Below are 21,820 nucleotides of genomic sequence, written 5' to 3'. Positions count from 1 at the left end.
GAGCGGGTCCGGCTCCCGTTCGGGGGCCGGACCCGGCCGTGTCCGGGGCCCGCCGGTACGGGTGACACCCCGCCGACGTCAGCCCGGGTGCCGGAACGACGTCGGGGGGACACCCCCCCAGGTGTCCCCCCAACGTCGGTCGGCAGCTACCCCCTAGCCGCCGACCCCCCCGAGGAGGCCGTCGGCGGCGTGGGCGCGGCGGCCTCCTCCTGATACGTGAAGGTCAGGGTCGCGGTGATCGTGTCGAAGAGTTCGAAGATCTCCTCCGCCTCCGCGAGATTCGGGCTCGAACCGGTGACCACCAGCACGTTCACGGTTCCGGGCAGCGGCACGACGGTGTGCATCACCGCGCGGCGCATGGTGGCGCCGTCCTGGGTGACGATCTGGATGCCGTGCACCCGGCCGACCGTGCCGATCGCGGGGATCCGGACGGTGCTCACCCGACGCCAGGTGCCGTCGGCGTGGGCGGGCTGCGCCACCGCGGTCAACGCCCCGATGATGTCGCCCGTGGCGGGCGGGGTGACCACCGAGACCAGCACCGTGGCGATGAGCGCGCCGTCCTCGTACACCTGGAACGTGCCGGCGGCATGCACCGCACCGGTCGTGCGGGCCTGCCGCACCGACCGGCGGAGCTGCTCGGCGTACTGCCCCGCCTGCTCCTCGGTGAACCCGCCCTCGCGGGCCCGGTGCCACACCTCGTCCGCGACGCGGTTCTCGCTCGCCTCGTCGGCGACCGAGAAGTCGACCCAGTCCTGCGGCGTCCGCAGCTCGAATCCGATCGGGACCGCCACCGCGGTACCTCCTCCGCCGGTCAACTCGTCGCTCCGTCCGACTCGAGGGAGGCTGCCGTCTGGTCGTCGGTCTCCCGGAACGCGTCGGCCACCGCCTTCGCCGCGTCGCGGACCCCTTCGAGGTCCTTCGCCACCACGTACCGTCCGTCACCCCACCGCTTCTCGAACTCGCGTGCGGCGGCCTCCAACTCGCGCTGCCCCAGCGTGTCGACGACCGGACCCATCGACCTGATCGGTGAGCTGTCCATCAGCTCCTTGGTGCGCTGCAACAGGTCATGCACCCGTTCCAGCTCCGCCCCGGGTACGTCGATCACACTCATGCCGCCACCCCGGCGTCGAGCCTGCCCCGCTTGCCCATCCCCGCTCTCCTCCCGGTCCGGCCAATGACTCCGCGCCGTACACGGACGGCCGATCGGATCGGTTCAGTTCCGCTGAACCGATCGCGCGCCGGCTACGTGTGCGAGTCGGCTCTCGGCATTGGCCGGAGCGGGGAGCGGTCGGTGCGATGGGGAGGTTGGTCATGACGCGTCCGGGAGACGCCGAGTGGTCCGTGCTGCAGGTGGACTCCGACCCGGTACCCGGTGATCCGGAGTCCTTCGACGAGATCACTCGGGCCTACCAGGAGCTTTCCAGGACCACCCGGGAGGCGCACGACCTGCTCGCCTCCGGCGGTCAGGTCCAACTCGGTCAGGGCAGGGCGATGGAGGCGTTCCGTGACCTGATCGGCAAGTTGCCCGGACGCCTGGATCGGATGGCCAACTCCTACGCCGCGGCGGCTGACGCCTACCTGCGGTACCTGCCGTCGCTGGAGGAGGCGCAGGCGATGTCGCTGCGGGCCCTCGACCAGGCCCGGCAGGCATCCGGCGACCAGGCTGCGGCGCAGGCGGCCCTCGCCCTGGCGCAGGCGGCGGTCACCGCGCTGGGTGCCGACCCGGCGGCGGACCAGGCCGCGAAGGACAGGGCCAGTGACGACGACGCCGCCGCGCAGAGCCGCGCGTCAGACGCCCAGCAGACGCTCGACCAGGCAAAGGCGTTGCTGGGCCAGGCGACGGCGTTGCGTGATCAGGCCGCCCGGACGGCGGCGCAGACGCTGCGGGGGTTGGCGAAGGACGCGCCGCAGCGCTCGCTGTGGGAGAAGATCGTCGAGGCGTTCCAGGCGTTCATCGATTTCCTTCGCAGCACGGTCGTCCAGTGGATCACCGCGATCCTGGACGCACTGTCGGTGATCGCCTCGTTCATCTTCCCGCCGCTCGGCCAGGCGATCGGCTTCCTCTCCGGTGCGATCGACCTCGCGGCGGCGGCGCTCTCCGGAGACCCCGCCGCGATCGGGTTGGCCGCCGGAGGTCTGGTGCTCGGTCTGGTGCCGGGCGGGCGGCTCGTCAGTCGCATCGTCAAGGTCGCCGGCAGTGTCGGCAACAAGCTGCCCGGTACCGTCTCGGAGGGGATCAGGAACAGCATCAGGGGGCTCGGCGGTCCGCCGGGTGGTGCCAGTGCCCGGAGTGCGGGCAAGGCACCCACGCCGGGGGCGGGGATCGACACCACCGTCACCACGCTCGGCCTCGGCAAGACCATCAAGGGCGTGTTCACGTCGATCGGCAACAAGATCGAGGATCTGCGCTTCGCGCGCGACCTCAGGATCTCCAATGAGAGGCGCGCCAACGACCCCCGGCTGCTGGCAGGGATGACCCAGAAGGGCCGCCTGAAGACGTTCAGTATCGACGACGTCCAGTCAGTGCCCCTGAAGGACAGCAACGGCAAGCAGATCGGGGTCATCTTCCCCAGCAGGTCGACCGATGTCGCGAACTTCACCGACTGGGGAGCGCAGAAGGCCAACCTCGCCGCGGGCAAGAACCTGGGCGGCTCGATGGACGTCGGGGGTCTGAAGATCATCCGACAACTACCCGGCAAGGAGCCCACCCTCGTCGGCAACGAGTTCCTGGCGGCTCCCTGGAGCAGGCTGAAGAGCGACCCGATGTTCATCTTCGCCCACGGTAGCCCGGACAGTGCCGCCGTGACCCTCTCGAACGGCAAGGTGGTCAACGTCCCGGGCGCCAGCATGGCCAAGATCCTCAACGAGGACCCCAACTTCAGGGCGCTCGCGGAGGCCAACCCGAAGGCCGCGATCGCCATGATCTCCTGCAACTTCGGCAACAGTGCGGGCGACGCCGGCCAGCAGTTCGCGGACGTCATGCGCGACCTCGGCAACAAGCGACCGATCTTCGCGGCGAACAACACGGTGCACGCGACCCAGGGCCAGGATCTCGACGGCCTGCTCACCAACCCCGGTGAGACCATCGCGACCCTGGCCGTGGAGAGCACGAACGACCCGAACGACGGCAAGGGCGAATTTCGAAGGATCACTCCGACGCCGAGGGGAAGGGCCTGATGAACGAGTCCGACGAGACGGACGTGCGGCGCGACTGGATGCTGCTGCTGGACAGCGACGAACCCGACGAGGCGCCGACGCGGGCCCCTGCGGTGGAGACGATCGTCGGCGGCTGGCTGGTCGAGGACGACGGAACCATCGGGCGGTTCGAGAGCAACCCGCTGTACCAGCCGCGTAACGCCGACTCACCCACCAGCGCGGTGGACGCGGCGGTGAAGCTGGTCGCCACCGACCGGGCCGACGTCGGCCTGGTACTTCGGACGTTGCGCGACAGCCTGGTCATGGTCGCGCTCGACGAGACGGGCGACGTGGCCGTGGCATCCGCCCCGGACGGGGTGGCCTGCGTGGTGGTCGCCTCCGGCGCGCTCGACCAGGCGCGGGTCGACGCGCCACAGTGGCGGCAGGTCGATCTGGCCGAGCTGGTGCGGCTGCTCCCGGCCGGCCTCGACGTGCTGGTCAACCCGGGCGGCCCACGGTCCATGCGCCTGCTGGCGGACGTCCTGCGCGAGTCGGTCGACGCGGACGGGGCCGAGTGAGATGTCCGTGACCAGGGCGTACGCCGGACGCCGGAAGACCGCCACGGGAGTGGTGCTGGCCGTGGTGGCCGCTCTGGTCCTGTCGGCCCCCGGCCGGGCCGACGCCGTCGAGCCGGACGCCGTCGAGCCGTCGGTGCCGTACTGGGTGGTGCCCGGCCAACCTGGCGCGGAGAGTGAGCTGACGCTGCCGGGCGTCGCCGACCGGGTGCTCGGCGACAGCCGGCGCTGGCCGGAGATCTTCGAGCTGAACCAGGGGCGTACCCAACCGGACGGCCGCACGTTGACGGACCCGGCGCAGCCGATCCGTGCCGGCTGGGTCTTCGTCCTGCCCGAGGGCGCGACCTCCGGGGAGATCCGCGTCGGTCCGCCACCGTCGGCCATGCCGAACCCGGGTCAGCAGCCCGGGGCTCCGTCGGCCGAAGGACCGGGGCCGGGCGCGCCGACGGCGGCACCCCCGGCCGCCCTGGCCGACGACGGCCAGCTGCGCGTGCTCGGGCTCCGACCGGTCACGGCGGCGCTGCTCGGCGTCGGCGCGGTACTGCTGGCGATCGTCGTAGCGATGCTGATCCGGCTGGTCCGGCGCCGTCGCCCGGCCGAGCCGGCGCGACCGGCGCCGGGCTCACGACAGGTGTTGGACCGTGCCCTGCGGCAGCTCGCCGCGCAGGCGTCACCACCCCAGGTGTACGCGGCGATGGTCGGCGCGGACCGGGTGTCGCTGCGGCTGGCGCCGGCACTGCCGAACGCCCCGCCCCCGTGGCGGACGCGGCAGCAGGGTGCGATCTGGGAGGCGCCGAGCCGGGAGGTCGGGCAGGCCGGCACCGGCGTCGGCGGCGGGTTGCCGCTGCTCGCCACCGTCGGCACCGTCGGCGGTGAGCTGACGGTCGTCAACCTGGGACGCGCGCCCGGCATCGTCGCGCTCACCGGGGATACGACGGCGGCGCAGCGCATGGCCGGCGCCTTCCTGGACGAGATCAGTCGCCACGCCTCGGCGTCGGTGGCGATCAGCGTCGTAGGCCCACCACCCCCACCCTGGCTGCTCCCGGAGCGGGTCCGGGTCGCCGTCGACGTGCGGACGGTGCTCACGCTGCCCGACGAGAACGCGGGGGACGCCCACCGGTCCACAGTGCTCCGGAACCACCTGGTCGTGGTCACCACCGGGCTGCGGCCCGACGAGGTGGAGCGGCTCGGCGCGGTGGCGGCGGCCTCCGACGGCACCGCGGCCGTGGTGGTCGTCGGCGACGCGCCGAACACCGTCTGGCGGTTCGAGATCGACGCCAACGGCGCACTCGACATCGGGGTGCTCGGCCTGCACCTGGACCGTCCCACTCCGCACGGTCGGCTTCTCCCGGTCCTCGGCGGTTGACCCTCCTGCCCGAACCCAGCAAAGGATTGGTGTGGAGATGACGGCACCTGTTTCCCATCGACTGCTCGGCGCCCTGACGCTGGGCGCGGCGCTGCTCGTCAGCGGGTGCACCACCACGGTGGGCGACCCGGTGGCATTGCCCGCCCCCGACGCCGCCACCACCTCGACCGGTGCCCCGCCACAGCCGGGCGCCGCCAACCCGGCCAACGATCTGGGGCAGCGCAGCCCGGACGGGGGTTACTGGCCGGCGTCGGTCCAACTTGGCGACCACCCCGAACTCGGCCCGGTGGTGCTCGACGGACAGGGCTTCACGCTCTACCGCTTCGACGGGGACAGCGCCGCGCCGTCGCGGTCGAACTGCACCGGACAGTGTCTGGCCGCGTGGCTGCCGGTGTTGGTGAACGACAGGGTCAGGTTCAAGGATCTCGACCCCGCCCGGCTCGGCGCGGTGGCCCGCGCCGACGGAACCCGGCAGGTCACCGTGGGCGGGTGGCCGGTCTACCGCTTCGTGGACGACCGGGTGCCCGGTCTGGCCGCCGGTCAGGGCGCCGACGGGCAGTGGTTCGTGGTCGCTCCGGACGGGGGCAAGGCCGCCGCGCCGATCGGCCGAAAGCCCGAAAGTTCACCGACGTGAGCCTACAAACACATTCGTTCCGCATTGCCGGTATTCCGCAGTGTGACAGGCATCCTGGTTACCCGGACGCACCGGTGACGACCGCCGGGGCGGGGGCAACGGAGGATGGTGGTCATGGCGGGTTTGCGGCCCGATCGTCGGCGAGACGTAGCGGACGAGGCCCTGATCCGATCCCTGTACGAGGAACACGGCCGCGCGATGCTCGCGTACGCGACGCAGCTGACCCGCGACCGGGCCATTGCCGAGGACATCGTCCAGGAGGCGCTGGTGCGCGCCTGGCGCCACCCCGACAGCCTGGTCAACGGCAAGGGATCGGTACGGGGGTGGCTGCTCACCGTGGTCCGTAACCTCATCACCGACGCGGTGCGCGCACGCATGGCGCGACCTCCCGAGGTGCCGGAGAGCCCGACGGACGTCGCGGTCGAGCGCGACCACGCCGACCAGGTGGTCAACTCGATGGTGGTGGTGGATGCCCTCAACCGCCTCTCGCAGGAGCACCGCGAGGTCCTTGAGCAGGTCTATCTACTCGGGAGTACAGTCGCGGAAGCCGCGAAAGCGTTGGGTGTCCCGCCGGGAACGGTCAAGTCACGCTCCTACTACGCACTCCGGGCGCTACGCGACATCGCGGCGCACTGAACCGGGTGGAACGGGTCTGCCTCATGAATTCGGACAGCTCGACGCCGGCCGGTGACCACGTGGACATCGGCGGCTACCTGATGGGCGAACTCGACCAGGAGCGGCTCGAGCAGGTGGAGCAGCACCTGGCGGACTGTGCCGAGTGCCGCACCGAGGTCGAGTCGCTCGAGGAGTGGAAGAACGCCCTCGAAGCCGTACCCGAGGCGATGTTGCTCGACGGCCCGCCGGAGGGCGGCGACCTGCTGTTGCAGCGCACCCTGCGCCAGGTCCGCGGCGAGTCCTCCGGGCGTCGCCAACGCCGTCGGCTGCTGCTGAGCGCCGCCGCGGTGGTGGCCCTCGCCGCCGCGGTCTCCGGCGGCGTCCTGCTCGGTCGCACCACCGGCGACACGCCTGACACGGCCGCCCTACCGGCCCCGTCCACCACGGTGGCCGCCACCGACCCGGCCACCCGCTACGCCAGCACGACCGACCTGGGCACGGGCGCCCGGCTCACCGTCGCGGTGGCTCCGGCACCGGGCTGGGTACGGGTCAACGCGGCGGTGTCCGGGATCCCGCGGGGGGAGCGCTGCCACCTGCTCGTCGTCGGCCAGGACGGTCAAGCCGTCCTGGCTGGCAGTTGGCTGGTGTCCGAGGACGGGGCGGCCGACGGCACCACGGTCGACGGCAGCGCGCTGATCGAGCCCGCCGAGGTCGGCGAGGTCCGGGTGGAGAACACCGACGGCAAGGTGTACGTCGTCGCGAAGCTGTAAGGGCACGGCGACGTTGTCGGGCCCCGCCGTACCGACCGTTGCGGTCGCCGTGGCGAGGCTCTATCGATACCTGCTCAGGCAGAGGGCTGCCGTGTCGGCGGTGAAGCCGTCCCGGAACGCCTCGACGCGGGCGAACCCGGAGGGGACACCGGCGCCGTTGACGTCGGCGGCGATGAGGCTGCGCGGTGCCAGCATCTCGGCGACGGCCTCGTCCAGATCACCGGGGGAGAGCCGCAGGGCCGTGCCCCGACCGGCCCGCACGGTCGCCGCCCAGACCCCGGTGAGGCACGCCGTACGCTGTGCCGTGGCCAGCCCGGTCAGTGGAAACCCGACCCCGTGCTGCATCGCGAGCGCGTACCGGGAGGCGACCTCCGCGAAGGCGCCGAAGTCACCGATGCCACCCTGTCCCTGCTCCGGTGAGGTCCCGAGGCGGGCCAGCTCGGCCAGGTCGAGCCCGATGGTGGTGGTGGTCGGGCAGTAGGCGGCGGGTGTGGTGACCTTCGCCTCCGGACAGGCCTGCGCGGACGGGCTGATCGTGGGCCCGGTGACGCCGTCCCGGTCGAAGGCCGCGCGCAACGTCTCCTGGAGCGCGGACAGGGCAGCCCGGTCGATCGCCGGGACGGTGCCGGTCGCCTCTCCGGGCGTGGTCAGTCGGTCCCCGGCCGGCTGCGTGATCCGCCGTCGCACCTCGGCCTCGTCGATGCGGGCGCACCGGGTCGGGCCGTCACCGAAGCCGAACTGGAACGCGGACACCCGGTCGAACGCGCTGCCGTGCGCCCCCTCGGCCTCGAAGCCGGTCTCCGTGCCGTCGCGGATGAAGAACAGTGTGGCAAGGATCTGGTTGAGGCCCGAGCCTGTGGACAGCTGGAAGTGTGGGGCGTTGCCCTCGGCCACCCACCGGATGAACGCGCCCGCGAAGCAGTCGGCCTGCTGCTCCTTGACGATCGAGCTGGTGCGTCCGTCGACGGTGCGCAGGCGGAACTGCACGGCGTGGCCCACCTCGTGGGCGAGGACCGCCACCACCGCCATCGGGCCGAACGAGTCGTCGAGCATGGGGAGCAGTTGCCCCCGGTCCCAGGCGACGGTGTCGTCGGACGGGCAGTAGAAGGCGTTCACCGCCCCTTGCGTGTCGGCGCCGCAGACGGTGCCACCCGGGCCGGTGGAGTCGTACGAGAGGAGCCGTGCGACCGGCGCGAACCGGCGACCGAAGGTGACCGGCAGCTCCCGCGACCAGTACGCCTGCACGTCGTCGACGGCGTTGCGGGCGAGCCGGTCGGCCTCGCCGCCGTCGCTGCCGACAACGGCCAGGCGTGCGTCGACCACCCCGGGCCGGGGACCGCTCGCCCCGGTGGTGATCTCCAGACCGGCGATCCGGGTGGCGCTCCAGCGCTCGGCGGTGCCGACACCCTCGACCGGCCGGACGCAGCCGGCGAGCAGTGCCGCCGCCACCCCGAGGGTCGCCATGCCTCGGGTCAGCGTCCGTCCGCTCCGCGCCGTCGGCGACTCGTGCATCTTCATCTTCATCACCTTCACGGCGTCGAGGCGCGGGCGGCGGCACCCCCGATCGGCGTGGGCCAACCCCGGGGGCGTGCCGGGCCGCGGCCCGGCCGATACGACGACGGGTGTGCCGGTTCGGCAGAGAGCCGGACCTGCACACCCGTGGGTCGGGGGTCGGACGGTCAGTTGAAGCGGACCGAGGCGACGGCGTTGTCGAAACCGATCGTCCCGAGGTCGGCCACGTCACCGTTGATGGTCTGCACCCGGCCGGTGCAGTTGGGGCCGGCCCAGATCTTCAGCGAGCCAGGGGCGGCGACCGAGGAGGGGGCACCCGGGCGGGGCAGGTTCTGGCACCCGCTGCCGGACACGCCCTGGGAGCCGCCGTTGTCGCCGAAGTTGGCCTCGTCGAAGAAGACGGCACTGGTGGCGGGCGGCGCGGTCGCGTCACCGGTGTCCGGGTTGTCGTCCTGACCGCCCTGGGGCGCGCCGGCCCTGCCACCGGTCGGGGTCACCCCGAACCACGTACCCCCGACACCCTGACCGAGGGTGTCACCCCGCTTGGTGTCCTTGGCGAAGCGGTACACCGGCCAGCCGCCGATGGTGACCTGGAGGGTGCCGTCGGTCCGCTTGACCGTGCCGACCGCCGACTTCTTGACGCCCGCGATGAAGATCTTGCCGCGCGGCGCGACAGTGACCGCCGGCCAGGTCTGTGCGCACTCGCCGTCGCAGGTCGAGGTGGGCGGGTTGTTGCTGTCCTGGTCGAAGCGGTAGAGCGTCAGCCCCGCACCGTTGACGACCACGGGGTCGAGGTCGCCGGCCCGGCTCGCGGTCAACTGGACCCACCGCTGCGACGACTGACGGGCCGCCCCGGACGCGACGCCGCCGTTCGGCACCGCCCAGTCACCGGTGTTGGCCTCCGACTTGTTCGACTTCGCGGTGCCCGAGAGCAGCGCGAGGTCGCCGCCCGCCGCGCCGCCCGTGGGCGCGGTGGCCTCGCCGCCGGCCGGGGCGGACGCCCGCGCCGGCGCGGGTGCCTCCGAGGTCGAACCGCACGCGGTCAACGCCACCGCGCCGGCAGTCATCAGTGCGACGAAGGGCACTGCGTACTTGCGCATCATCTCGGGATCTCCCAGTTCCTGTCCGGCTCCCAGGTCCGGAAGCCGTTCGGCATCCACACGGGCCCGACCCGGGATCGGTTCAGCCGACTTCGGCCCGCCGCCGGTCGGCACCGCCTCCCGTCGTCCCTGGCGCGCCACCTGCTCGGCCCGGTCGTCTGTGCCGGGCCGGGCGGTAGCGTTGGGGGGATGAGCGAGTCTGAGCGGCTGAATGACCGCGAGCGTCGTGCGTGGTTCGCGTTCCTGACCATGCAGGAGGACCTCCGGCGGCACCTGAACCGTCAGTTGCTCCACGACGCGGAGATCTCCCTGGCCGACTTCGCCGTGCTGAGCACCCTTCGCCTGGCTCAGGACGGCCCGATGCGCGTGTTCGAGCTGCGGGACGCCCTCAGGTGGGAGAAGACCCGGGTGATCCACCAGGTTTCGCGCATGATCCGACGAGGGTTGTTGGAGCGGCAGACCTGCGTCGAGGACCGACGTGGCACGCGCATCGCCCTCACCGACGAGGGGCGCGCGGTGATCGACAAGGCGACGCCACTGCACCTGCGGTACGTGCGTCAGATCTTCCTCGACGTGCTCAGCCCTCGTCAGCTCGACACCCTCGCGGTCGTTTCGGAGACCGTGCTGGAGAACCTTGAGGACGAACTCTTCGAGGACTGAGCAGGTCGGCGTACGCGTTAGGTGACACATCACCGTCTGATCTTACGAGTGCGGCATCCGGGCGATACGACAGGGTGATGTGTCATCCGCCATGAGCGGTCAATGTGATCGTCATTTCTGGTTGGTGGCAGAAGCCGGCGCGCTAGTCGCTTGCGGTGTAGCCGGCTTCACCGGCCCGGAAAGGTGATGTGTCATCTGTCACTTCGAGGTGACGAGTCACCAAAGTTGCCCTACGTTTGGCCCCGGCAAGGCACCCCGTACCGACAGCCGGGAGGCACCAGCCCCCGCCCGCAGAGAGAAGCACCGACACCATGTCCCACAACGTCAAGCTCGCCGTCATCTACTACTCGTCGACCGGCACGGGCACCGAGATCGCCAACACCATGACGGACGCGGCACAGGCCGCCGGCGCGCAGGTGCGAGTCCGCAAGGTCGCCGAGCTGGCGCCGCAGGCCGCGATCGAGGCGAACCCGGTCTGGGCCGCCCACCACGCGGCCACCGCGGACGTGCCAACCCCGACCCCCGAGGACCTCACCTGGGCGGACGCGGTCATCTTCGGATCGCCGACCCGCTTCGGCAACATCGCCGCCCAGTTGAAGCAGTTCTTCGACACCCTGTCGTCGCTGTGGCAGACGGGCGCGCTGGCCGACAAGGTCTACAGCGGCTTCACCTCGACCGGCACCCGGCACGGTGGGCACGAGTCGACCCTGCTCGCCATGTACAACAGCATCCACCACTTCGGCGGCATCATCGTGCCGCCCGGCTACACCGACGCGGTCAAGTTCGTCGACGGCAACCCGTACGGCACCTCGCACCACGCGGCGTTCGGCCCCGACCTCGGCTCCATCGACGACGACACCCGCAACTCGGCGCGGCACCAGGCCGAGCGTGTGGTGCGCATCGCGGGGGCCCTCAAGGTGGGAAGCGTCGCCTGATCGAGCGGCGTTCAGCAGACTTCCCGCCCGCACGGCGCGGTCGGGACTTCAGAAAGGATCAATCGCCATGGAAGGCATCTGGTTGGTCACCGGCGCCGGCTCCGGCCTGGGTCGGGAGATCGCCCGGGCGGCGCTCGCCGCAGGGGACACGGTCGTGCTGAGCGATCGGCGTACGGCGGGGGCCGACGAGGTCGTCAGCGCCTACCCGGAGCGCTCCCGCACGCTGGAACTCGACGTCACCGACCAGGCCCGCGTCAGCGAGGCCGTCAAGGAGGTTGTCGGCCGGTACGGCCGGATCGACGTACTCGTCAACGCCGCCGGGCGGGGTCACATCGGTGCGGTCGAGGAGACCACCGACGACGAGATCCGGGCCCTCATGGAACTGATCTTCTTCGGCCCCGTGGCCCTCACCCGGGCGGTCCTACCTCACATGCGCGAGCAGGGCAGCGGCGCGATCGTGCAGGTCAGCAGCCTCGGCGGCCAGTTGTCCGTGCCCGGTATGTCCGCGTACTCGGCGGGCAAGTTCGCGCTGGAGGGCTTTTCCGTCGCGCTCGCCCAGGAGGTCGACCCGCTCGGCATCAAGGTGCTCATCCCGCAGCCCGGTCCGATGCGCACCAACTTCGCCGGTGCCGCGATCAGCGAGTCGCCGCACATCGCGGCGTACGACGGCACGGTCCGCAAGCTGCGCGAGCACGTCAACGAGGTGGGCGGCAAGGAGGCCGGTGACCCGGTGAAGATCGCGAAGGCGATCCTGACCGCGCTGGCCGCCGAGGACACCCCGCTGCGGCTGCCGATGGGCAACGAAACCCTCGACCGCCTCAACGCCGCTGCGAAGCGGACCCAGGACGAGCGGACCGCCTGGGAAGCCGTCAGCCGGGGAACCGACTTCGCCGCATGAGATCCCCGCACCTCTGGTGCGGGAGAGGGGAACGTGCCATGACACGGCTACAGGGAAAGACGGCGGTCGTCACCGGCGGCGCGATGGGCATGGGCGCCGCCACCGTCCGCCAGTTCGTGACCGAGGGCGCGAACGTGGTCATCGCCGACGTGAACATCACGGCGGCGGAGGACCTCGCCCGCGAACTCGGACCACAGGCGATCGCCGAGCAGCTCGACGTCCGGTCGGTGGACGAGTGGTCCGCCCTCGTCAGGCGAACCGAGGAGCGCTTCGGCGCCGTCGACATCCTGGTCAACAACGCCGGCATCGCCGACCCGGCTCCGTTGGAGCAGTGGGACACCGCGCGGTTCCAGCGCACGCTGGACGTGAACCTGATCGGTGTGTTCAACGGCATCCAGGCTGTGGTACCGACGATGAAGCGGTCCGGCGGCGGGTCGATCGTCAACATCGGCTCCGTCGGCGCTCTCCAGGGCATACCACGGATGTCCGGCTATGTGGTGTCGAAGTGGGGGGTACGCGGTCTGACCAAGACCTCCGCGCTGGAGCTGGGCGTTCACGGGATCCGGGTGAACGCCGTCCACCCCGGTCAGATCCGGACGCCCATGACCGATGGTGTCACCTTCGACACGAGCAACGTCGCGCTCGGTCGGGTGGGGGAGCCGGACGACATCGCCCGGATCGTCCTCTTCTTCGCCAGCGACGACTCTCGGTTCGTCACCGGCAGCGAGGTCGCTGGTGACGGCGGGCAGATCGCCGGGCCCGCCGACTACCAAGGTCTGCCGCAGTAACGACCACGCCACGAGCAACGGTGGCCACCGCGCGATCCCCGGCCGGTCACAGAGGACCGGGGACCGCGCGTACACAGGGCTGCGGCGAGACGCCAGGGAAGGCCCGTGTCCCTTACCCGACCCGACGGAGGGACGAGCTCAGCGGCGACCGCCGGGCACCCGTACGGCTCCTGCTGTCTCCAGACCTCGCAGGCGTTCCTTGATCGCGGACACCTGGGGCACCCGCAGGTGGCTCAGCAGCTCGAGTGCCTGCTGCCAGGCCGCACGGGCGCCGTCCGGGTCACCGAGGGCCAGCGAGGTGTCGCCCTGTGGCAGCAGGCACTCGACCGAGTTCATCCGCCACCCGGTCTGCTGGTAGATGTCGGCCGCCCGCCTCCAGGACGCCAGCGAGGCAGTCAGGTCTCGCCTGGCCTGGAAGCACTTGGCCAGCGTCTCGTAGCAGAGGCCCTGGCCGTTGAGGTCACCCATCGCTCTGGCGATCGGCAGCGCTCGGTTGACAAGGTCCATGCCGACGTTCGGCCGGCCGAGGCAGGAATGCGCGTCGGCCAGACAGCACAGGACGATGACCTGGTCGGACAGGTCGCCCAGCGACTCGAAGATGCGCAGGGCGCGCTCGTAGTGTGCGACGGCATCGAGATGACTCTCCTGCGCGACGCTCACCTGGCCGAGGTTGCGGTACACCAGGGCCTGTTCCCAGCGAAGCCCGAGCCCGACGAACAGGTCCAGTGACTGACGGAGGAGACGCGCGGCCGCGCCGTGGTTGCCCAGCACGTGCTCGGCGCCGGCCAAGCTGCGGGACAGGTGGGCCCGGCCGAGGTCGTCCCGGGCGGAGGTGGCCGCGAGCAGACAGGCGCGCGCCATCGCCGCCCAGTCGTGCCACCAGCCCTCGCCCTGGTGGAAACGCTGCAGGCTGATCGCCAGCCGCCAGGCCGTAGCGACCCGGCCGTCATCGAGCTGTCGCTGCACCACGACCCTGAGGACGTGCCGGTCCGCGTTGAACCAGGCGACCGCCTCGGTGGCGTCGTTCAGGCGGTTGACGACCACACCCTGCAGCGTCTCCGGCGGGTCCAGCACCATCGTGGGTTTCAGCAGCAGATCCGCTTCGTACGCGGTCTGCCGGTAGTGGTGGCCGAGCCGTTCGGCCGCACACTCCCGGGCCTGGTCGTCCTCGTGCAGGTGGACCAACTCCTGAGCGTACGCCCGGATTAGGTCATGGCTGGTGAACCGGCCCACCGTGTGCTCGGCGAGCAGGCCGGTCCGCACCAGCTCGCCGGCCAGCAGGCGCGCCTCGCCGAACGGGACGCCGACGAGGCTGGCCATCGCCGCGATCGTGATGTCCTGGCCGGGATGAAGCGACAGCAGCCGGAACAGGCGAGCGGCGCGGGCACCGAGCATCCGGTACGACCAGGAGAAGATCGCCCGGATGTCGTTGGCCATGTCGTCGATGGAGAACCCGTCCAGGCTGCCCTGCGCCTCCCTCAGTTCCCGGGCGATGTCGGCCAGCTGGTGATCGGGGTGGGCCAGGGCACGGGCGGCGACCATCGCCAGCGCCAGCGGGAGCCGCCCGCACCGCGTTATGATCTCGTCGATCGCCTCCGGGGCGGCGGAGGCCCGGTCCGCTCCGATACGGAGGATCAGGCAGTTGCGTGCGTCCTCGGGTGGCAGCACGTCGAGGGTCATGAGGTGGGCGCCGTGCGCGGTGGCCAAGCCGGTGAGACGCTTGCGGCTGGTGACCAGCACGAGGCAGCCGGGCGCGCCCGGCAACAGCGGACGGACCTGCTCGACGCTGTGCGCGTTGTCGAGCACGACGAGGATACGGCGGCCGGCCAGGACACTGCGGTACAGGCCACTGCGGGCGTGATGGCTCGCCGGGATGTCGGTGTCCGGAACACCGAGCGCGTTGAGGAAGCCTTGGAGGGCCTCCGCGGGGTGCAGCACCGATTGGTCGGGGTCGAAGCCCTGCAGGTCGACGTAGAGCTGCCCGTCCGGATAGCTGTCGGCCAGTTGGTGGGCCAGGTGAATGGCCAGGGCGGTCTTGCCGATGCCGGGAATGCCGTCGATGGCGAGCACCGGCATCGATGCCTGGGCCATTACGTGGCCGTTGACCAGGCCGAGCGTCTGGCCCTGGGCCTCGTCGCGGCCGGTGAACCAGGGCAGGTCTGCCGGCAGTTGGGCGGGCAGCACCGCGGTGAGGCCCGAGGCTCGGCCGATTGGTGTCCGGGCCGGTTGCGCGGCGGGCGGCGACGCGGCCTTTCCGGATGACCCCGATCCGGCCGCGCTCTGCCGCAGAATGAGGTGGTATGCCTCACGGAGCTCGTCACCCGGATCCACTCCCAGCTCGTCGGCGAGCCGGCGGCGGATGTTCTGGTACAGCGCGATCGCTTCGGCTTGCTGGCCGTCGGCGGCCAGCGCCAGCAGGAACTGGGCCTGCAACGCCTCGTCCAGCGGGCGGTGTTCGGCCAGGCGCCACAACACCGGAAGGACCGATCGGACCCGGTCCAGACGCAGCGCCAGACAAGTGGCCTCGCGGGCCAGGTCCGCGCACTCGTGGTCCACCACACTGAACGCAAGGCGGTCGTACGAGGCCAGCCCGGACGCTCCGCCAGTCGGTCCACGCCACATGCTGAGGGCGTCCTCATATGCCGACATCGCCTCGGTAAGCCGCCCGGCGAGCTCGTCCGCTCGCGCCTGCGCGGAAAGCTGACGCAGCTTCAGCAGGTCGAGACTGTCCGTGTCGACGCGCATGCGATAACCCGCCGAGTCACCCAGCAGCCAACGTCCGGCCGATCGGGCCGGCAGACCGGGTTCGAAGAGGCGCCGTAACGCGCCGATGTAGCGGTGTACGACGTTGACGGCGCTTGCGGGCGGCCGCTGGTCCCAGAGCGCCTCGACGATGTCGCCGATACCGACCGGTTGTCCGGCGTTGGCCAACAGCAGTGCCAGGATCAGGCGCTGCTGCCGGGCACCGAGGTCCAGTTCCACGCCGTGCCGCCAGACTTGCACCGGCCCGAGCACGGCGAAGCAGAACGGTCTCCCGTCGCCGTTGGTCGTTGGCACAGGACTATCCCCCTATGTGCAACAGGTTCCTGGTAGACCGAGCACGGAACCACCCAGAGCGACCAAGAGGTCGAATCCCTCCGACTCAGAACGACCGATCGTGCCATCTTTAGCGTACACACCGCTGGGAGACAAGCCGCTTCCGCGACGTGGTTCACGGCCGACACGGGCACCGTCACCCTCGGCATCCCTGACTCTCTCCCGGGGGAGAGTCGATCGTCCGGCCCATGAGAACCTGGTTCATCACTGGCGGCACCCCCGGCGGGTTCGGCATGGCGTACGCCAGGGCCGCGCTGGACAACGGTGACCGTGTCCTGGTGCTGCGTCTGGACGTCACCGACCAGCAGGCCGTCGAGCGGACGGTGCGCGACGTCGGGGCGCACTTCGGCGTCATCGACGCAGAGCCACGCCGCCGCGGCGCAGCGCGGCCTGGGCCACGATTCCGGGCAGGAAGTAGAGGCCCCGGTGAAAGCCCTGAGGAGGGCTGCGCGACGACTGTCCTCACATTGAACAGGTACGCGTTCCCGATGTCGGTGAGGCCGCCGGCGACGCCCATCGCGGCACAGGCCAGGAGCAACCGGGTGCTGACGGTGCGCATCGATTCGCTCTAGCCTGCCGCGCGGACGGTCAGGTGGCCGAGGCCACCCCGCGTCAACCCACTCAGCGCGTACCGGTCGCCGGTCTCGGCCGCTATCGCCTGCAACATCGAATCCACGGTGACGTTCGACGCCGCGTAGTCGACGGTGAACGTGGTCAGGCCGATGCTCAGACAGTGACCGACCAGCTCGCGCAGGACCTGGTAACCGAGCTGGGTGCCCTGCCGGTCTTCGGCGACGCTCACCCGTACGGTGGGTGACTCCGGATCGGCCGGATCCCAGGCGCATTCGGCCAGCGCGACGATGCTGTCGCCTGTTACGGCGACCTGCCCGGTCCAGCGACGAGCGGACGCGTTCATCTGGTCCGACACCAGCATGTGGAAGGGGCGCGACCGGCGGGAGCCGGCGGCAAAGCATCGAGGGTAGGTCTGCGGTGCGAAGAGCGACTCGGATGTCCGGAGCATGTCGAGATCGCCGGAACGCCACGGGCGGGTCGCGAGATTGTCGGTCACATCCTTCCGACGGATGGCAGACCGCAGAGATCAATCGTCGTGCGGGAAATATTGCTCGGTCCACCGCGATAACGGTTGCAACGAGGCGATTAGCTTTTCGGCCTCGGGGGTCAGAGTGTAGGTGATCTGGACCGGCGTGCTGGGAACGACGGTGCGCTCGAGAAGGTGGCGCTCCTGCAACTGCTTGAGCCGCAGCGTCAGCTGCGGGTCGGAGATGCCTGGAACCATGGCCCGGTATTCCTTGAAGCGCCGGGCACCGCGAGCGCCGGCGAGCAGGATCGGCCCGGTCCAGCGGGTGCCGATGATGTCGATCGCACGCAGGATGCGCAGGCAGCTCTCCTCGTCGACCCGGGTCTCGCGCGAGCTAGTCACTTCTCAAAGTTAAGCGGCTTTGGTGGCGTTTGTCAACCGTGGCGGTCCGCAGGACGCTTTCCCCCTAGTCAAGGAGAAGAGGCGTGATGAACCGGAAAGTGCAACGGGTTCTCGGCAGGGTGGAGCTGGGTCCGACGCGGATGTCGGCCCACAGCTCGATGATCATCGCGCCGGGCCGGGACGCCTGGACCGATCCCTTCCTGGTGATGGGGGAGGAACTGGTCAACCAGCCCGGGTTCGACTGGCATCCGCACCGCGGCCTGGAGACCGTGACCCTGATCCTGGACGGAGCGCTCGAGCACGGTGACAGCATGGGGAACGCGGGGGTACTCGGGCCCGGAGACGTGCAGTGGATGACCGCGGGCCGCGGCATCATCCACCGTGAGGTCGCCGCCCGGTCGGAGCACGCGCACATCCTGCAGATGTGGGTCAACCTGCCGGCCGATCGGAAGATGGTGCCCACCCGCTATCAGGATCTGCGAGCCGGCATGCACGCCGTCCACACCGAGCCCGGTGTGCTGGTTCAGCTGATCTCGGGCGAGACGCGAGCGGTGCGGGGGCCGGCGGTCAACCAGTGGCCGATCCTCGGCATGCTGATCACGCTGGACCCGAAGATCGAGTACCGGCAACTGCTCGACGGCGACCAGCGCGCGTTCGCGTACGTGCTCTCCGGTCGGCTGACGGTCGGTGGCCGCGGTGTACGCGCAGGACAGATCGCCTGGTCCGATCCGGCGGCGGGGCCGGGCGAGCCGACCACGCTGGCGCTTGCCACCGGCGACGGGGACGAGCAGACCACGGTACTGCTCTTTGCCGGGCGGCCCATCGGGGAAACCGTGTATGCCAGCGGTCCGTTCGTGATGAACTCACGCGACGAGATCGAGCAGGCCTACCGCGATTTCCACGCCGGGCAATTCGGCAGCATCCCGCGCGGCACCCGGCTGCCCGCCGGTGCCTGAGCTGTCGGGCCGACCCGTATCGGGCGGTGGCACGCGGCCGGGCGGCGGGCGTGGTCGGCCCGCCGCCTCGCGCGCTGCTACACGCGAGGCGGCGGGGACGGCTACGTAATTAGAAGGAGTAGGCCCGGAACGACTGGTACTTGCCGGCGGTGAAGGTGCGGAACGTGCCGAGATTCTGCTGGAGCCCGGTGCAGTTGGGGCCGGTGAAGGCGCTGACCTGCTCGACGATGCGCTCCCCGGTGAGCGAGGCCGCGGTAGGCGGCATCGTCAGGCAGGTGCCGTCCGGCTCGGGGACGTAGAGAAGGATCTTGGCGAAGGTGCCCTCGAAGATGCTCAGCCCCGATGTTGGGACGTCGACGGCGGCCTGTGCGGGCTGAGCCTGTAGACCGACCAGCGCCGCGACGCCGGCCGCGGTCAGGCCCGCGGCGATACGAACTCTCTTGCCCATGCTGTACCTCCTGGGTCGATTCCGTCAGGCGCGCCACCCACAGCCTTTCTCGGGCTCTTTGCCACGGCAACTGAGGGATTGGTGACTATTTCGACAGAAAATGTCGGTCGATGATTGAACACCTGGCCGTCTCATCCGTAGCTTCGTCGTCCGGAACGGTTCGTCTGCCGCGCTGACGACTCCGCCAACTCCTCGCGCGGGCGCGTCGGCCGGCGCCCGCAGCGCCAGGCTCAGCCGGTCAGCAGGGCTTTTCGGAGTTGACGCATGGCGTAGTGGGTCCGTGACTTGACGGTCCCGACCGGGACGCCGAGCCGGGCCGCGGCCTCGTTCAAGGTGCGACCCTCGACGTAGAGTTCATGGAGGACCGAGCGGTGGGCGGTGCTGAGTTCCTTGACGGCATCACAGAGCGTGAGCTTCGCGATGACCGTCTCGGCGGATTCCCATCCGGACGCGGTGGGCTCGACGCCGAGGAGATTGACCTCCACGGGTCGCGACTGCCGCTTGCGGTGCGCGTCGATGACCAGCCGGCGGGCCACGGTAAACAGCCAGCGCCGCTGCGACTCGGGCTCGAGCGGCACGGCGTCGAGGTTCCGCCAGGCGCGGAGCATGGTCTCCTGCGCCAGATCCTCGGCGGTATGCGAGGCGGTGGTGGGGACCAGGCTCCGCAGGAAGTAGAGCAACGCCCCGCCGTTGTTCTGGTGGATCTCCCGCATCTGCGCGTCGGTAACGCTTGTTGCGGTGGTCATATAATTCATCCCCGTAGCACTCCGGTAGCTTCGGGAAAAGTGTAAAGAGGTGCCTGTGTAATTTTACTTGAATGTTAGTTACGCCGATGTGGAGTCGATTCGGTAACAATTAAACATGGGCATTCCCGGTGCGGCCGACTCAATCCGAAGACAGCGAATCGTGTGAGGCCGACGCATGGCAGATCGGCTGGCACGACAAGAGTGGATGTTTGTCAAGTTGGCTTCGTCGCAGCGGCGGCCGGAGACCGCTGACGGCGTACGGCGCCTGAGCCCCATCGAACGGATGGACGTGTCGCAACGGCTCCCGCACCACACCGTCCGGAAATTACGGAGGCCCCACGGAAATCGGGCATGACGCAGGACCACGATCCTCGGCTGCCGTCGGCGGACCTCGCGGTGACCGGCTCGTGCCCGGTTGGCCTCTTCCGTTCTGTGGAGACCTGTCGACTGCGCCGGCCTTCTGACGCGCCTCGACCGGATGAGAGCCGTACGAGCACTCGGCGGACGCTGAACTTGTTGGTCTGGGCTTCGTCGTATCGAGTATGGGACACCCGACTTCGCACCGACGCGTACTCACCGGGCGACCGGAGGCGTGGTATTTGGCCGCAGCTTCCGGAACAAGCGTGAACCAATGACGAGTGAGCTGAACGTCGTCGAGAACGACCAGACCTCGTGGCTCACCTTGGTGGACGTGTTGTCGCGCAGCTTCGCCGCGCCGCGAATCCTTCCGGCCGACCACGAGAAGGCCGTTGCCAGCCTGTGCCAGCTTCAGGTCGCGGCCAGCTCGTCGCTTGGCGCCATCGCGCTGAACAGCGGAGGAATACTGCTCTACGACGGCTGGCTGCGCATCCTTGGCGGCTCGCCGTGCCCGGAGGAGAGCCTGCCCAGCATCGGTCAGGTCAACGACTTTCCCGTGAACATCGACCGGATGTGGACCCCCACCGAGGGGTTGATCGTCGCGCACGACGTGCTGGGCGGCACCTTCTTTCTCAACGGCCTGCGGCCGGGGGGCGGCCGGCCTGGCGTGCCGGGCGAGGTGATCTACTTCGACCCGGCGAGGTTGAGCTGGGCCCGAATGAAGCTGTCTCACAGTGAATGGCTGGCCTGGGGCGTGTCCGGCGATCTACCGCACTTCTACGACGGCCGGCTTTGGCCGACGTGGCGTCATGACGTCATGGCGCTCCGCGCCGATCAGGGAATCGCGGTCTCTCCCGCGCTCTGGGCCGACGAGGCCGCGACCGCCGACCGCGAGGTCACCCGGACCGCTGTCCCCATGGCCGAGATCCTGGGCCGTCAGTTCGACGCGGCCCGGCTGAAGGGGCGACGGCTCGACGACGCGATGGGCACTTATCCCTCGGCCACCTTGTGAGGGTGTGTCCCGAGGCGGTTGGCGATACTCTGGCGTGCCAGCTCGAGGTAGGCACTGTCGCGATAGAGCACGTACATGTTGTTGGCCATGTGCAGGTAGGCGTTGAGCTCGAAGGCCACTTGCTCGGGCTCGGCGTCACCGCCGAGCAGACCGGCCGCTCGGGCTGCGGCGTACTGAGCCTCGAGGGTTCGCAGCCAGCTCGTGTGCAACTGGGTGAGACGATCGCGAACCACGCCGGGACGGGTGTCGAACTCGGCGTTGACCGCCACGAAAAAACAGCCGCCGGGATGCTCCTCGAGATGGCACAGGAAGTTCGCGCAGAGGGCGTTCAGCCGCATCGAGGGCTCGGGCAGGGCCAGAGCGGGTCGCACGATGTCGCGCAGAAAGGTCCCGGTGGCCGTCTCGATGGTGGCGAGCTGCAGCTCTTCCTTCGAACCGAAATGTGCGAACAGCCCGCTCTTGCTGATTCCGGCCTCCTCGGCGAGGCGGCCGATGGAGAGCCCGTCGAGGCCCACCAGGGTGGTCAGGGCGACCGCCGTCTCCAGGATTGCCTGTCGGCTGCGTGCGCCGTCGGAACGGATCCGACGTTCCGGTCGGCGCAGGCTGCCCATCCGAAGAGTTTACGCCTCGTCGTCCCCGGTCAACGAGGCGCTGTACGGGCCGCCGTGCAGTCCAGCGTGCGGCACGACCAGCTAGGCGGAGCCGGTACGACAGCAGAGGCTGAGCGACGAGCAGAGCCGGCCGCTCGGCGGCTTGGCCTTCGGCCGGCCGCCTTG

The 21,820-nt window shown here is 70.1% G+C and carries 23 protein-coding genes; 13 read left to right on the top strand and 10 right to left on the bottom strand.

Going from position 1 to position 21,820, the window contains the following annotated elements; translation table 11 throughout:
* Positions 1 to 146 precede the first annotated feature (146 nt).
* A complete protein-coding gene (locus tag ACN27G_RS16745) occupies positions 147 to 791 on the bottom strand; it encodes a hypothetical protein (RefSeq protein WP_421493754.1) in 645 nt (214 codons plus the stop codon).
* Between the two features lie 20 nt (positions 792 to 811).
* Positions 812 to 1,111 (bottom strand): hypothetical protein, encoded by a 300-nt coding sequence (locus ACN27G_RS16740; protein ID WP_421493753.1) that lies wholly within the window; start codon positions 1,109 to 1,111, stop codon positions 812 to 814.
* A 200-nt stretch (positions 1,112 to 1,311) separates the two neighbouring features.
* Here ACN27G_RS16740 and ACN27G_RS16735 point away from each other — a divergent pair, with 200 nt between their 5' ends.
* From ACN27G_RS16735 to ACN27G_RS16710, 6 genes are all read left to right on the top strand, one after another.
* Positions 1,312 to 3,177, top strand: coding sequence for a hypothetical protein (locus ACN27G_RS16735; protein WP_421493752.1), 1,866 nt, complete (start codon positions 1,312 to 1,314; stop codon positions 3,175 to 3,177).
* Positions 3,177 to 3,713, top strand: coding sequence for a type VII secretion system-associated protein (locus ACN27G_RS16730; protein WP_421493751.1), 537 nt, complete (start codon positions 3,177 to 3,179; stop codon positions 3,711 to 3,713). The genes ACN27G_RS16735 and ACN27G_RS16730 overlap by 1 nt, the downstream gene beginning before the upstream one ends.
* Before the next feature lies 1 nt (position 3,714).
* Positions 3,715 to 5,076, top strand: a complete 1,362-nt coding sequence (locus ACN27G_RS16725; RefSeq protein ID WP_421493750.1) for a hypothetical protein — start codon at positions 3,715 to 3,717, stop codon at positions 5,074 to 5,076.
* Between the two features lie 37 nt (positions 5,077 to 5,113).
* Positions 5,114 to 5,710, top strand: a complete 597-nt coding sequence (locus ACN27G_RS16720; protein ID WP_421493749.1) for a hypothetical protein — start codon at positions 5,114 to 5,116, stop codon at positions 5,708 to 5,710.
* A gap of 114 nt (positions 5,711 to 5,824) precedes the next feature.
* Positions 5,825 to 6,346, top strand: a complete 522-nt coding sequence (locus tag ACN27G_RS16715; RefSeq protein WP_421493748.1) for a sigma-70 family RNA polymerase sigma factor — start codon at positions 5,825 to 5,827, stop codon at positions 6,344 to 6,346.
* Positions 6,347 to 6,369: 23 nt separating this feature from the next.
* Complete coding sequence (locus ACN27G_RS16710) at positions 6,370 to 7,095, top strand: anti-sigma factor family protein (protein WP_421493747.1); 726 nt, start codon at positions 6,370 to 6,372, stop codon at positions 7,093 to 7,095.
* 60 nt (positions 7,096 to 7,155) lie between these two features.
* On the opposite strand, the gene ACN27G_RS16705 is transcribed toward ACN27G_RS16710, so the two are convergent.
* Entirely contained in the window at positions 7,156 to 8,613 is a 1,458-nt protein-coding gene (locus ACN27G_RS16705) for a neutral zinc metallopeptidase (RefSeq protein WP_421493746.1), read from the bottom strand.
* A 161-nt stretch (positions 8,614 to 8,774) separates the two neighbouring features.
* Complete coding sequence (locus ACN27G_RS16700; RefSeq protein WP_421493745.1) at positions 8,775 to 9,707, bottom strand: hypothetical protein; 933 nt, start codon at positions 9,705 to 9,707, stop codon at positions 8,775 to 8,777.
* Positions 9,708 to 9,896: 189 nt separating this feature from the next.
* Between ACN27G_RS16700 and ACN27G_RS16695 the strand changes: the two genes are divergently transcribed.
* The 4 genes from ACN27G_RS16695 (at position 9,897) to ACN27G_RS16680 (ending at position 12,988) form a co-directional block, all read left to right on the top strand.
* Entirely contained in the window at positions 9,897 to 10,367 is a 471-nt protein-coding gene (locus ACN27G_RS16695) for a MarR family winged helix-turn-helix transcriptional regulator (RefSeq protein ID WP_421493744.1), read from the top strand.
* Positions 10,368 to 10,678: 311 nt separating this feature from the next.
* Positions 10,679 to 11,302: an NAD(P)H:quinone oxidoreductase gene (gene wrbA / locus ACN27G_RS16690; protein ID WP_421493743.1), complete on the top strand. Its 624-nt coding sequence runs from the start codon at positions 10,679 to 10,681 to the stop codon at positions 11,300 to 11,302.
* Between the two features lie 67 nt (positions 11,303 to 11,369).
* Positions 11,370 to 12,200, top strand: a complete 831-nt coding sequence (locus ACN27G_RS16685) for an SDR family NAD(P)-dependent oxidoreductase (RefSeq protein WP_421493742.1) — start codon at positions 11,370 to 11,372, stop codon at positions 12,198 to 12,200.
* A gap of 38 nt (positions 12,201 to 12,238) precedes the next feature.
* Positions 12,239 to 12,988, top strand: a complete 750-nt coding sequence (locus ACN27G_RS16680) for an SDR family NAD(P)-dependent oxidoreductase (protein WP_421493741.1) — start codon at positions 12,239 to 12,241, stop codon at positions 12,986 to 12,988.
* A gap of 138 nt (positions 12,989 to 13,126) precedes the next feature.
* Here ACN27G_RS16680 and ACN27G_RS16675 read toward each other — a convergent pair whose 3' ends face one another.
* The gene (locus ACN27G_RS16675) at positions 13,127 to 16,045 is read right to left on the bottom strand and encodes an AfsR/SARP family transcriptional regulator (RefSeq protein ID WP_421493740.1); all 2,919 of its coding nucleotides are present in this window, start codon (positions 16,043 to 16,045) and stop codon (positions 13,127 to 13,129) included.
* A 227-nt stretch (positions 16,046 to 16,272) separates the two neighbouring features.
* Between ACN27G_RS16675 and ACN27G_RS16670 the strand changes: the two genes are divergently transcribed.
* Entirely contained in the window at positions 16,273 to 16,656 is a 384-nt protein-coding gene (locus tag ACN27G_RS16670; protein WP_421493739.1) for a hypothetical protein, read from the top strand.
* Here the strand turns inward: ACN27G_RS16670 and ACN27G_RS16665 are convergent.
* Positions 16,653 to 17,153, bottom strand: coding sequence for a hypothetical protein (locus ACN27G_RS16665; protein ID WP_421493738.1), 501 nt, complete (start codon positions 17,151 to 17,153; stop codon positions 16,653 to 16,655). The genes ACN27G_RS16670 and ACN27G_RS16665 overlap by 4 nt on opposite strands.
* 30 nt (positions 17,154 to 17,183) lie before the next feature.
* Entirely contained in the window at positions 17,184 to 17,525 is a 342-nt protein-coding gene (locus ACN27G_RS16660; protein WP_421493737.1) for a winged helix-turn-helix transcriptional regulator, read from the bottom strand.
* A gap of 119 nt (positions 17,526 to 17,644) precedes the next feature.
* On the opposite strand from ACN27G_RS16660, the gene ACN27G_RS16655 reads away from it, so the two are divergent.
* Positions 17,645 to 18,481, top strand: a complete 837-nt coding sequence (locus ACN27G_RS16655; RefSeq protein ID WP_421493736.1) for a pirin family protein — start codon at positions 17,645 to 17,647, stop codon at positions 18,479 to 18,481.
* A gap of 109 nt (positions 18,482 to 18,590) precedes the next feature.
* Here ACN27G_RS16655 and ACN27G_RS16650 read toward each other — a convergent pair whose 3' ends face one another.
* Both ACN27G_RS16650 and ACN27G_RS16645 read right to left on the bottom strand, forming a co-directional pair.
* The gene (locus ACN27G_RS16650) at positions 18,591 to 18,929 is read right to left on the bottom strand and encodes a hypothetical protein (RefSeq protein WP_421493735.1); all 339 of its coding nucleotides are present in this window, start codon (positions 18,927 to 18,929) and stop codon (positions 18,591 to 18,593) included.
* Positions 18,930 to 19,159: 230 nt separating this feature from the next.
* Positions 19,160 to 19,675 (bottom strand): sigma-70 family RNA polymerase sigma factor, encoded by a 516-nt coding sequence (locus ACN27G_RS16645; RefSeq protein WP_421493734.1) that lies wholly within the window; start codon positions 19,673 to 19,675, stop codon positions 19,160 to 19,162.
* A gap of 631 nt (positions 19,676 to 20,306) precedes the next feature.
* Between ACN27G_RS16645 and ACN27G_RS16640 the strand changes: the two genes are divergently transcribed.
* Positions 20,307 to 21,044, top strand: coding sequence for a DUF2625 family protein (locus tag ACN27G_RS16640; protein WP_421493733.1), 738 nt, complete (start codon positions 20,307 to 20,309; stop codon positions 21,042 to 21,044).
* Here ACN27G_RS16640 and ACN27G_RS16635 read toward each other — a convergent pair.
* A complete protein-coding gene (locus tag ACN27G_RS16635) occupies positions 21,023 to 21,655 on the bottom strand; it encodes a TetR/AcrR family transcriptional regulator (protein ID WP_421493732.1) in 633 nt (210 codons plus the stop codon). The genes ACN27G_RS16640 and ACN27G_RS16635 overlap by 22 nt on opposite strands.
* Positions 21,656 to 21,820: the final 165 nt, after the last annotated feature.

Origin of the sequence: Plantactinospora sp. WMMB334, from assembly GCF_049179095.1 — a bacterium.
Taxonomy (GTDB): domain Bacteria; phylum Actinomycetota; class Actinomycetes; order Mycobacteriales; family Micromonosporaceae; genus Plantactinospora.
The sequence above is the reverse complement of the archived record's forward strand: the minus strand, read 5'-3'. Positions and strand labels throughout refer to the sequence as shown.